Annotated in this window: 7 protein-coding genes; 4 read left to right on the top strand and 3 right to left on the bottom strand. The window is 68.9% G+C overall.

The genetic code is table 11. The features are described 5' to 3' along the window. Positions 1-5: 5 nt before the first annotated feature. Positions 6-1,043: an aldose epimerase family protein gene (locus AC1DW0_RS09705; protein WP_477945616.1), complete on the bottom strand. Its 1,038-nt coding sequence runs from the start codon at positions 1,041-1,043 to the stop codon at positions 6-8. Further along, positions 1,040-2,644 (bottom strand): glycoside hydrolase family 43 protein, encoded by a 1,605-nt coding sequence (locus AC1DW0_RS09710; RefSeq protein ID WP_477945618.1) that lies wholly within the window; start codon positions 2,642-2,644, stop codon positions 1,040-1,042. The genes AC1DW0_RS09705 and AC1DW0_RS09710 overlap by 4 nt, the downstream gene beginning before the upstream one ends. A gap of 243 nt (positions 2,645-2,887) precedes the next feature. Here AC1DW0_RS09710 and AC1DW0_RS09715 point away from each other — a divergent pair, with 243 nt between their 5' ends. The 4 genes from AC1DW0_RS09715 to AC1DW0_RS09730 all read left to right on the top strand — a co-directional run bounded on the left by AC1DW0_RS09715 (position 2,888) and on the right by AC1DW0_RS09730 (position 10,892). Further along, positions 2,888-6,628, top strand: coding sequence for a glycosyl hydrolase family 8 (locus AC1DW0_RS09715; protein WP_477945620.1), 3,741 nt, complete (start codon positions 2,888-2,890; stop codon positions 6,626-6,628). 66 nt (positions 6,629-6,694) lie between these two features. Then, complete coding sequence (locus AC1DW0_RS09720; protein ID WP_457352399.1) at positions 6,695-9,304, top strand: zinc-dependent metalloprotease; 2,610 nt, start codon at positions 6,695-6,697, stop codon at positions 9,302-9,304. Between the two features lie 92 nt (positions 9,305-9,396). Continuing rightward, complete coding sequence (locus AC1DW0_RS09725) at positions 9,397-9,819, top strand: CopG family transcriptional regulator (protein ID WP_457352397.1); 423 nt, start codon at positions 9,397-9,399, stop codon at positions 9,817-9,819. Between the two features lie 53 nt (positions 9,820-9,872). Continuing rightward, positions 9,873-10,892, top strand: a complete 1,020-nt coding sequence (locus tag AC1DW0_RS09730; RefSeq protein WP_235532119.1) for an extracellular catalytic domain type 1 short-chain-length polyhydroxyalkanoate depolymerase — start codon at positions 9,873-9,875, stop codon at positions 10,890-10,892. A 9-nt stretch (positions 10,893-10,901) separates the two neighbouring features. Here AC1DW0_RS09730 and AC1DW0_RS09735 read toward each other — a convergent pair whose 3' ends face one another. Continuing rightward, on the bottom strand, positions 10,902-12,128 hold the full coding sequence (locus AC1DW0_RS09735) for an MFS transporter (protein WP_477945623.1): 1,227 nt from the start codon (positions 12,126-12,128) through the stop codon (positions 10,902-10,904). Positions 12,129-12,132 lie beyond the last annotated feature (4 nt).

Below are 12,132 nucleotides of genomic sequence, written 5' to 3' on the forward strand. Positions count from 1 at the left end.
CGGCTTCATCGGGCGAGGGCGTCGAACTCCAGGCGCATCCAGCGCGCCAGCGTCTGGCCGGGGCGCAGGATGCAGCCCTGCTCGCGCCAGGCCGGGTGGTTGGGCGCGTCCGGGAAGAACTGCGGCTCCAGCGCGATGCCGGCATGGCGTGAAAAGGGCAGGTCGTCGCGGCCCTTGGCATGGTGCACGAAATTGCCGCTGCAGACCTGCAGGCCAGGGTAGCTGGTGAAGAGTCGCATGGCCAGGCGCCCGTCGGCCGAGACCAGCGCGGCGGCGGGCGCCTCGCCGCGTGCGGCGTTCTCGTCCAGCACGAAGCAGTGGTCGTAGCCGCTGCCGCGCGCCTGCTGCTCGCCCTGGCCCAGGCCATCGCCGATGAGGCGTGGCTGACGCAAATCGAAGGGCGTGCCGTTGACCGGGGCGACTTCGCCGGTCGGGACCATGTCGGGCCGCACCGGCAGCATCGCGCTCGCGGCCACCTGCAGCCGATGGCCGAGCACGGGCGCTGCCGAGCCGTCGAGATTGAAGTAGGGATGGCTGGTCAGGTTGACCGGGCAGGGCGCGCTCACGCGGGCGCCGAAGTGCAGCGTGAGGACTGGGCGCTGCGGGTCCAGGCGGTACTCGACTTCGGCGCTCAGCGCACCGGGGTAGCCCTGGTCGCCATCGGGCGAATGCAGGGCCAGGCGCAGGTGGTGCGTACCGTGGTCGACGACCGTCCAGCTGCGGCGGTCGAAGCCATCCGGACCGCCGTGCAGCTGGTTCTCGCCCTCGTTGGCGACGAGCCGATGCGCGCGCCCGTCCAGCGTGAAGGCGGCGCCGCCGATGCGGTTGGCATAGCGACCGACGATGGCGCCGAAGAAGCCGGGCTCGCGCAGATGATCGGCCGGCGTCGCGTGCCCGAGCACGACCTCACGCCGGCTGCCATCCGGCATGGGCGCGAGGCAGGACAGCCAGCGCGCACCGAAGTCGCTGACCTGGATCTGCAGGCCGCCAGCCGTGCCGAGCGTGAAGACCGCGGGATCGGCTGCTGAACCCTGGGTGCTCATCGAGGCAGGTAGTCGAAGCGGGTGAAGTCAGCCGTTCGGGCGCGGCCGCTGGTGTCGAAGGCCAGCATGCCGATGAAGGCGCCGGTGAAGGAGGCATGCTCGGCGCGGCCGCCTTCGTCGGAGATGACGCTGGCGTCCAGCACCGGCCCCACGGGCTGCCAGCCCTGGCCCCAGTCGGCGAGGAACTGCAGATGCGGGCCATCGATGTCGGCAGCGAGTTGCACCGGGCCCTCGGCGGGCAAAGGCACGGGTTCGCCGAGGGGGAACTGCAACCGGTTGTCCGGCCAATCGCCGGGGCAGGACAGGATGCTCAGCACGCGGCCCAGCCCGTCCGCCCAGGTGATGAGGAGGGCGTGGAACTTGTGGCGGTTGTAGTAATGGGTCAGGCCCGCGGCCTGTTGGTAGGTGTCGGGAGAAAAAGCCGCCACCGTCGTCTCGGCGCGCAAGCCGGCATCCTCCTGGCGCCGCGCCACCAGGCTTTGCTCAAACCAGCTGCCCACCGACTCGCGCCCGGTCAGCCGCAGTGCGCCGCCGGTGAGCGTGAACAGCCGGTCAGGCTCGGGCGTGCGCAGCCACTGGAATTCCTGCGGCAGGCGCGGGCAGTTGACGAAGCTGCGCCGCACGGCTTCGCGCGGCAGCGGCTGCGCATCAGTGGGCGCAGCCACCTCGACGGCCGGCACCATGCCGCCGTCGGCGAGGTAGAGCCAGTCGTCCTCACCCCAGACGCAACGTTGGATGGCCGTCTCGCGGCCGCGCGGCGAGCGCTGCGTGCCCGGCAGCGGCCGGCCGCAGAGGTGGGCGAGGTAGACGCTGCCGTCGGCCAACTGCACGACCTGGCCGTGGCCGGCGCGCTGCAGCGGCGCGTCGGGTGCGTCCTTGCTGCTGACGACGTGCCGCTGGGGGTGGGTCTCGTAGGGGCCATGCAGCGCGCGCGAACGCGCCAGCGTCACCGCGTGGCCGTAGCCGGTGCCGCCCTCGGCCGTCATCAGGTAGTACCAGCCCTGGCGCTTGAAGAGGTGCGGCCCTTCGACCAGGCCCAGCGGCGTGCCGCGGTAGATGTTGGTGACCGACCCGACGAGCTGGTGGCGTTCGGCGTCCCATTCCTGCAGCAGGATGCCGGCGAATGCGGAGGCCTTGGGCTGGCCGCCGATGGAGCCGGTGCGGTGGTCCCAAAGCATGTTCAGGAACCACTTGCGGCCATCGTCATCGTGGAAGAGGGAGGGATCGAAGCCCGACGAGTTCACATAGACCGGGTCGCTCCAGGGGCCCTCGATGCTGGGCGCCGTGACGATGTAGTTGTGCGCATCCTTGAAGTTACCCTCGAAGCGCTTCACATCGGTGTAGACCAGCCAGAACAGGCCGTCCGCGTAGGACAGGCAGGGCGCCCAGATGCCGCAGGAGTCCGGGTTGCCGCGCAAGTCGAGCTGGCTCTTGCGGCTCAGCGGGCGCGTCACCAGCGTCCAGTTGACGAGGTCGCGCGAGTGGTGAATCTGCACGCCGGGGTACCACTCGAAGGTGGAGGTCGCGATGTAGAAGTCATCGCCGACGCGGCAGAAGGAGGGGTCCGGATTGAAGCCGGGCAGCACGGGGTTGTGGATCATGAATCGTGGCCTGCTGGACGTGGGCAGTGCGGGCGGCTTCGAAAAGGTTACGCTACCATAAATAGACTGAAGCGCGCCTTTCTGGAATTCATCATGGCGACGTGCATCAGGCAGAAGTGGGCTGAGATACCAGGGAAAATCCCGATCAGCTCCCGCGATCATCTTTGTGCTTTAAAACTGATTGCGTAAACATCAATGGCCAAAGAGCGTCCCGTGCCAGGACGCCGGGCGTGGAGACTAGCGGTGATTCGTCGTGTTTTGAAAATCCTCGCGGGGCTGCTGGTCGCGGCTGGCGTTTGCGTGCCCGCCCTGGCTTGCGACGCACCCGTGTCGGTCTGCGCGCGCGACCCCGGTCGCGCGCTGGCACTGGTGAAGGCGGGCCAGGCGGCTGGCGTTGTTGTCGATGCTGCGGCTGATCCGGCGCTCCAGCATGCGAGCCGCAACTTCGCGGCGGACCTGGAGCGCGTGTCGGGCAAGCCGGCAGCGCTGCTGAACCGTATCGCCGACGCGCGCGGCGAAATCGTGGTCATCGGCGAGCTGGGGCGCAGCCCCATGCTGGACGATCTCGTCGCCCGCCGCAAGCTCAAGCTCGACGGGCTCAAGGGCCGCTGGGAGGCCTTCCGCCAGGTGGTCGTCGAGCAGCCCTGGCCGGGCATCGCCCGTGCCCTCGTCATCGTCGGTTCGGACCGCCGCGGCGCGGTCTTCGGCACCTACGACCTGTCGGCCCGCATGGGCGTCAGTCCCTGGGCCTGGTGGGCGGACGTGCCGGTGGAAAAGAAGACCGATGTCTTCGTCACCGCGGGCGCCCGTGACGACCAGCCCCAGGTCAAGTACCGCGGCATCTTCATCAACGACGAGGCGCCGGCGCTGAGCACCTGGGCGCAGGCCAGGTTCGGCGGCGCCAACTCGGCCTTCTATGCCCATGTCTTCGAGCTGATCCTGCGCCTGCGCGGCAACTACCTGTGGCCGGCCATGTGGGCGCCGCGCGCCTTCAATGCCGACGACCCGAGGAACATGGTGCTGGCCGACGAGATGGGCGTCGTCATGGGCACCTCCCACCACGAGCCGATGTCGCGGGCTCATGACGAATGGGCGCGCTCCAAGGGCGGCGCCTGGGACTACGCGAAGAACCCCGAGCAGCTGCGCGAGTTCTGGCGCGGCGGCATCCAGCGCACGATGGGCCGGCCCGGCGGCAAGGCCTTCGACACCCTCGTCACCGTGGGCATGCGCGGCGACGGCGACGAGCCCATGAGCGAGGGCACGGCCAACGCGCTGCTCGAAAGCGTCGTGCGCGACCAGCGCAGGATCATTGCCGACGTGACCGGCCAGCCGGCCGACCGGACGCCGCAGATGTGGGCCCTCTACAAGGAGGTGCAGGACTACTACGACAAGGGTATGCAGGTGCCCGACGACGTGCTGCTGCTGTTTGCCGACGACAACTGGGGCCAGATCCGCCGCCTGCCGGTGAAAGACCTCGACCGCAAGGGCGGCTACGGCGTGTACTACCACTTCGACTACGTGGGCGGGCCGCGCAACTACAAGTGGCTCAACACCAACCAGATCGAGAAGACCTGGCAGCAGATGAACCTGGCCCACGAGCGCGGAGCGGACGCGCTGTGGATCGTCAACGTCGGCGACATCAAGCCGATGGAGTTCCCGATCAGCTTCTTCCTCGACATGGCCTGGTCGCCCACGCGCATGACGCCGGCGGCGTTGACGGCCTACCCGCGCGACTGGGCGGCGCGGACCTTCGGCGGCGCTCAAGCCGCGGAGATCGGTGAGCTGGTCACTCGCTACAGCCAGTATGCGGCACGGCGCAAGCCTGAGCTCGTCGACGCGGGCAGCTTCCGTCTCGGCAACGCCTCGCCCGATGCGCTGGATGGCGGCGACTTCGGCCGCCGCGTCGCCGAATGGGAGGTGCTGGAAGCGCGCGTGGCGAAGGTCAAGGCGGGGCTGAAGGCCGACCAGCTCGACGCCTACTTCCAGTTGGTCGAGCACCCCGTGCTGGCGATGGCCAACCTCTACCGGCTGCACTACGCGGCGGCATGGAACCGCAAGCTGGCTGCGGCGGGTGACGCACGCGCCGATGTCTTTGCCGACCGCGCCGAGGCTGCTTTCCAGCGCGACCAGGCCATCGCCGACCAGTACCACGCCCTCGCGAACGGCAAATGGGCCGGCATGATGCTGCAGACCCATATCGGCTACACGAGCTGGCAGCAGCCGGACAAGAACATCATGCCGGCGGTGAAGCGCGTGGCGGGCAGCGCCGATCCGGCCGAAGTTCAACGCCAGCTGGAGCGCGCCACGGCAGAACCGTCGAACGCGATCACGCTGGAGGCGATTCGGTTCAGCCGCGCCATCAACGGCCAGGGCCTGACCTGGACGGTCATCCCCAACCTCGGCCACGGCCAGGGCGCAGTGACGGCCTTGCCGCAAGGCCACGCGCCGACAACGCTGGCCGATGGCGTGCGGCTGGAGTACGACGTCGACACGTCGCACGCCGGCGACACGCTGCTCAGCCTGCACATGGTGCCGACGCTGGACACGCGCAATGCGGGCGGCATCCGCCTGGCCGTGGCCGTCGACGAGTTGCCGGCGCAGGAGCTCAAGCTGAACCTGGTGCCGACTGCAGGCCCCGAGCTGAGCCGCGGCGAGAAGGACTGGGCGCAGGCCGTCAAGGACAACGGCTTTGTGCTCAGCGCACGCTTTGCCAGCCTGCAGCCCGGCCGTCATGTCATCAAGGTCTGGCGCCTCGATGACAACGCGGTGCTGCAAAAGCTGGTGCTGGCACCGCTGGCCTCGGTCACCCTCCCGCCGCGTGGCGCGGCACATACCGGCAACTACCGCAACCTGCTGCGCGAGATCCGCCCCAGCGTGACCGAGGCCGACATCGACGCCAGGCTGGCCGGCTACTGGCAGTCGCTGTTCGAGGGCGACGCCGAGCACCGTGTCGTCTACCCCGCGCCCGCCACACCTGACGGCCCGGCCGCCTATGTGCTGGACGTCAACAACGCCGATGTGCGCAGCGAGGGCATGTCCTACGGGATGATGATTGCCGTGCAGATGGGCCGCAAGGCCGAGTTCGACGCGCTGTGGAACTGGGCCGCCACGCATATGCGCTACCGCACGGGCCCGCGCGCCGGCTACTTTCGCTGGCAATGCCAGCCCAAGGGTTGCGACAAGGACACCGTGCCCGCGTCCGACGGCGAGGAGTACTTCGCCACGGCGCTGCTGATGGCGGCCGCCCGCTGGGGCAATGGCCAGGGCCTGTACGACTACAACGCCCAGGCCCAGGCCTTGCTCAGCACCATGCTGCACAAGGAGCAGATGAACGGCGGCATCGTCGACGGCGTGCGCTCGATGTTCTCGCCCGAGCGCGGCCAGGTCGTCTTCGTGCCTATCGGCAAGGCGGCCGACTTCAGCGACCCGTCCTACCACCTGCCCGCCTTCTACGAGATCTGGGCCCGCCGCGCCGCCAAACCCGAGGACCGCGAGCGCTGGGCCGAGATCGCCGGGATCAGCCGCGCCTACTTCTCCGTGGCGGCCCATCCGAAGACCGGCCTGACGCCCGACTACGCCGAATTCGACGGCCGCCCGCGCGTGCATGAAGGCCATGAGGACTTCCGCTACGACGCCTTCCGCACGGCGGTGAACTGGAGCGTCGACCAGGCCTGGTGGGACAAGAACCCCGACGCCGCGGGCCTGAGCCGCAAGCTGCTGGGCTTCTTTGCTTCACAAGGCAAGTACGGCAAGCCCTATCCGCATCTCTACACGGTGGACGGCAAGCCCTTGAATGACGAGGCCGCCACGGGCCTGATGGCCAGCAATGCCGTCGCAGCCCTGCTCGTCGACAAGCCGCTGGGTGCGCGCTTTGTCAACGATCTCTGGGCGCTGGAGCCGCCCGCCGGCCAATGGCGTTACTACGACGGCCTGCTGCAGTTCATGGCGCTGCTGCATGTCACGGGGCGCTTCAAGGCTTGGTGAGCGCGTCGGCCCCTTGCCTATGATGCCCACCGTGCGCGCTGTGGTGCGCCGGACCCAAGGGATGCCATGAAAAACAAGACGCAAAGCCGGGCGCTGTCAGCCGCCCTGCTGCTGGCTCTGGCCGTTAGCCAGGCTTTCGCCCAAACGCCCCCCGCTCCGCCGGCCTCCGGCGCCTCGGCGCCCGCTGGCGCAACGCGCCCGGCGGCGCCCGACGTGACCGAGCCCAAGCCCTTCGACAAGGTCATCACGGCCGAGGCCAAGACGCAGGAGGGCCTGTTCCGCGTCCACAACCTCAAGAACAAGCTCTATTTCGAGATCCCCAAGGCCTTGCTGGAGCAGCCGCTGCTGATGGTGGCCAACGCCACCGCCGTGCCCGCGGGCCAGGATCATGTGGGGCGCACACTCAACCAGGACGTGCTGCGCTTCGTGCTCAAGCAAAACCGCGTGATGCTGCAGCTCGTGTCGCACGATGCGGTGAGCGCGCCGGGCAGCCCGATCGCGGACGCCGTGCGCCTGTCCCAGCGGGATGCCATCCTGGCGGTGTTTCCGGTGGAGGCTTTCGGCAAGGACGGCGCGCCGGTGATTGAGGTCACGCGGCTGTTCAACTCCGAAGTGGGCGATTTCAGCGCCCGTGCCATGGTGCGCGGCGGCGTGGACAGCAGCCGCAGCTACGTGGAGCAGACCAAGGCCTTCCCCGGCAGCGTGCGGGTGGACGCGGTGCATACCTACACCGTCATGCCGACGCCCATGCCCACGATACCGGGCCTGCCCGTGCTGCCGCAGATGCAGGCGGCGCGCAGCGTGTCGCTCAACCTGGCCTACAGCATCGTGCAACTGCCCCAGCAGCCCATGATGCCGCGCCTGCTGGATGACCGCGTGGGCTTCTTCAGCGTCAGCCGCACCGACTTCGGCGCCGGCGCGCACGAGGTCCGGCGCGAGCGCCTGATCACCCGTTGGAGGCTGGAGAAGAAGGACCCCGGCGCCGCGGTGAGCGAGCCGGTCAAGCCCATCGTCTGGTACATCGACAGGGCCACGCCCACCTCGCTGGTGCCCTATGTGAAGAAGGGCGTCGAGGCCTGGAACGAGGCCTTCGAGGCCGCGGGCTTCAAGAACGCCGTGCAGGCGCGGCCATTCCCCACGCCCGAGGAAGACCCGGAGTTCGACCCCGAGGACGTGCGCTACAGCGTCATCCGCTGGGTGCCGTCGCCCACCGCCAATGCCTACGGCCCGCACCTGGCAGACCCGCGCAGCGGCGAGATCCTGAACGCCAACATCGTGATGTTCCACAACATCGTCCAGCTGCAGCGCGACTGGTACGTCACGCAGGTGGGCCCGCTGGACCCGCGCGCCCGCAAGCTGCCGCTGCCGGATGACCTCATGGGCGACCTGGTGGCTTTCGTCGTCACGCACGAGGTGGGGCATTCGCTGGGCTTCCCGCACAACATGAAGGCCAGCTCCCTGTACCCGGTGGACAAGCTGCGCGACCCCCAGTGGCTCAAGACCATGGGCCATGTGCCCACGCTGATGGATTACAGCCGCTTCAACTACCTCGTCCAGCCGGAGGACAACGTCGATCCCGCGCTGCTGATTCCCAAGATCGGCCCCTACGACGTGTTCGCCACCCGCTGGGGCTACACCCCCATCCCCAGCGCCAAGACGCCCGAAGAGGAGCGCCAGCAGCTCAACCTGTGGGCGCGCGAGCAGGACGGCAAGCCCTGGCTGCGCTTCAGCGCGCCCAAGGCCGAGGGCGGCGACTTCGGCGAGAACGCCGAGGCCGTCGGCGATGCGGACGCCGTGGCCGCCACCACGCTGGGCATGCGCAACCTGGAGCGCGTGGTCAAGATGCTGCCGGGCCTCGTGCCGCAGGACGGCAAGGACGACAAGACCCTGGAGGATCTCTACCGCGCCACCTGGACGCAGTGGCTGCGCGAACTCAGCCACGTGGCGGCCATCGTGGGCGGCTACGGCGTGCAGAACAAGCACAACGACCAGCCCGGCGCCATTGCCACGCCCGTGCCTCGCGCCCAGCAGGTTCGCGCGGTGAAGTTCCTGACCGGCCAACTGCTGGCCACCCCGCCATGGCTGCTGGACCCGGCCGTGACCCAGCGCCTGCGCGCGTCCGAGCCACCCGGCATGGTCAGCACCTCCCAGCGCAGCCTGCTGCGCATGATGCTGGACCCTGCCCGCACACAGCGCCTGGCAGCCCAGGAGGCGCAGTTCGGCGCCCAGGCCTACCGCCTGGACGAGCTGTTGTCCGAGCTGCGCCGCGGCGTGTTCACCGAACTCGCCAGCGGCGCTGCCATCGCCGCGCCGCGCCGCGGCCTGCAGCGCCACTATGTCGACACCCTCGCTGCGCGCCTCAATTTCACCGGCCTCAGCATTGCCGGCCTGATGGGCCTGGACGACGGCCAAGCCGTGGTGAGGGCCGAGCTGCGCGATCTCAAGGGTGTGATCAGTGCCAAGGCCACCAGCGGGGACCGCATCCAGCGTGCCCATCTGCAAGGCCTGGTGGACACCATCGACAAGGCCCTGGACCCCAGGTTCGCCCCTGCCGCCAACCCGCTGGCTTCGCTGCTGCGCGTCATCGGCTACCAGGCCGCGGATGCCTGGGAGCCCGCGGATCAATCGCAGTGCTGGCCCTGGCCTGCGCTGCTGCCCGGGCAGGACAGCGACTGATGCGGCCTGCCGCCCTTGGCTCGGCCGGGCGCTTTGAAACGCTTACAAAATAAGGCTAGTGGAATCCAAGTGGATGGTTGCATGATGGCGCCATGCCTGCCACACCTTTGCTCTCGCCCAAGGCGGCCAAGCCTGTCGACGAAAAGCTCACCCTCAACATCGGCTGCGTCGACCTGGGCCAGATCGACCTGCTGGTGCAGGAGGGTTTCTATGCCAACCGCAGCGACCTGATCCGCACGGCCATTCGCAACCAGATCGCGACGCACGCAGATGTGGTGCGCCAGGTGGTCTCGCGCAAGAGCATCGTGCTGGGCATCCAGCAGTTCAGTGCCGCAGACCTGGCGGAGGTCCAGGCGGCGGGGCAGAAGCTGCAGATCCGCGTGCTGGGCCTCGCCGTCATCGCGCCCGATGTCACGCCGGAACTGGCGCTCGCCACCATCGAGTCGCTGACCGTGCTTGGCGCCCTCCACGCCAGTCCCGCCGTCAAAACGGCCCTGGTCGGGCGGCTGCTTTGAGCCGGGCCGCTCGACTCTTGAAAGTCCCCATGCATCCGCAATTCGGTCAATTGATGAAGAACGCCACCGCGCTCACGCGTGCCGGCGACCTGCAGGCCGCGATGGCGGCCATCACCGAGGCGCTGGAACGCAGCGCAGCGCCGGTTCGCCCCTCCCCACCGTTGGATGACGCCGTCATTGACGTCGAAGCGCGTGTCATTGAAGAAGGGATGCCGGCGGCCGCTCCTGAAGTCAGCGCGAACTCGCAGTTCGTCAGCGGCCACTACACCCATCGCGCTGGTGTACGCGACTACCGCCTGTTCATCCCGCCGGCCCAGGCTGACAAGCCGCGCGCGCTGGTCCTCATGCTGCATGGCTGTACGCAGAATCCCGACGACTTCGCCAAGGGCACGCGCATGAACGCGCTCGGTGCCGAATACAACGCGCTGGTGCTTTACCCGGCACAGGCGCGCCAGGCCAATGCGCAGGGCTGCTGGAACTGGTTCAAGCACAACCACCAGGGCCGCAACCGCGGCGAACCCGCCTTGTTGACCGCGATGGTTCAGCACATCGCTGCCAGCCATGGCGTCGACGCCAAACACATCTTTGTGGCCGGCCTGTCCGCCGGCGGCGCGATGGCGGCGATCCTGGCCGACACGCACCCAGACGTCTTCGCCGCGGCAGGCGTGCACTCCGGGCTCGCTGCCGGTGCGGCGCGCGACCTGCCGGGCGCACTGGCCGCGATGCAGGGCCGGAGCAGCCCCACGCCGTCGGGCAAGGCCAAATCCGGCGTGCGCATGATCGTCTTCCACGGCGATGCCGATGCCACGGTCCATCCGAGCAATGCCGACCAGGTGGCGGCCACCCACGGCTGCACCGCCGTCAGCGTGGATGAACAGCAAGGTCTCCAGCGCGGCGGGCGTTTTTGCAGGCGGCGGCTGCACAAGGACGCGCAAGGCCAGGTCGTGACCGAGCAATGGCTGGTGCGGGGTGCCGGCCACGCCTGGTCGGGCGGCGATCCGTCGGGCTCCTACGCGGACGCTCGCGGGCCCGATGCCAGCGCGGAAATGATGCGTTTCTTCTTCGAGCGCTGAACGCAGCGCTCAGGCCGCCGCAGCAGCCATCGGCCGCCGTGGCAGGCGCATGAACATCAGCGCCGACAGGAAGGCGCCCATGCCCAGTGCGAATGCGCCGATGAAGAGCCAGGCGTAGCTCGAGAACGAGTCGTAGATCAGCCCGCCCAGCACCGGCCCCAGCGCCATGCCGATGCTGCTGGCCATGGTGGTGCCGCCGATCACCGTGCCCATCATGCGCAGCGGGAAGTTCTCGCGTGCGATGACGGCGAACAGCGGCATCACGCCGGCGTAGGTGAAGCCGAACAGGGCGGCTACCGTGTAGAAGCTCTTCAGCTCGCGCGCATACAGATAGCCCAGCACGACCACCGCCTGAGCCAGCAGGGCCAGCACCAGCGTGCGCGCGGCGCCGAAGCGGTCGCCGAGCAGCCCGAACACGAGACGGCCGCCCATGCCCGCCAGCCCCTCCAGGCTGTAGATCGACACCGCGGCCATCAGCGGGATGCCGCAGGTCACCGCATAGCTCACCGTGTGGAAGATCGGGCCCGAGTGCGTGGCGCAAGTCAGGAAGCTGGTGAGCACCAGGATCAGGAAGGGTGCCGAGCGCACCGCTTGGCCGACCGACATGCCGGGTTCCTGCGCCTGGCCCGGTGTAGTGGCGGCCGCCGTCAGCGCCGGTGGCCGGCGCACGAGCATCGCTGCCGGCAGCATGATGACGGCCACCAGCGCCGCGACGATCTGCAGCGTGCTGCGCCAGTCGTGGCCCTGCACCAGCCAGGCCACCAGCGGCGACATGGTCAGCGGTGCCATGCCCATGCCTGCCGAGACCAGGGACACGGCCAGGCTGCGCCGCGTATCGAACCAGCCGGTGACGCAGGCCATCAGCGGCGCAAAGATCGCCGCCGCGCTGACGCCGACGATGGCACCGAAGCAGAGCTGGAAAGCCACGAGCGAGGTGGCGAGGCTGGCCAGCACGAGGCCGGCGGTGAGGAGCAGGGCACCCGTCACCACCACGAGGCGCGGGCCGACGCGGTCGGACAGGGCTCCCCAGAACATGCTGCCGACGGCCAGCGCCACGAAGGCAACCGTCATGGCGGTGGAGATGCCCGTGGTGGACCATCCGGTGTCCAGCGCGATGGGCCGCAGCAGCACGGGCAGGGAAAACAGCGCGCCGATCGCCACGCAGCCGAGCAGGCCGCCCGCGGCGACGATGATCCAGCGGTAGTGCTCGCGCAGGGACGTTGACCAGGAGGGCATGGCC

It is taken from the genome of Roseateles sp. P4_D2, assembly GCF_056401875.1.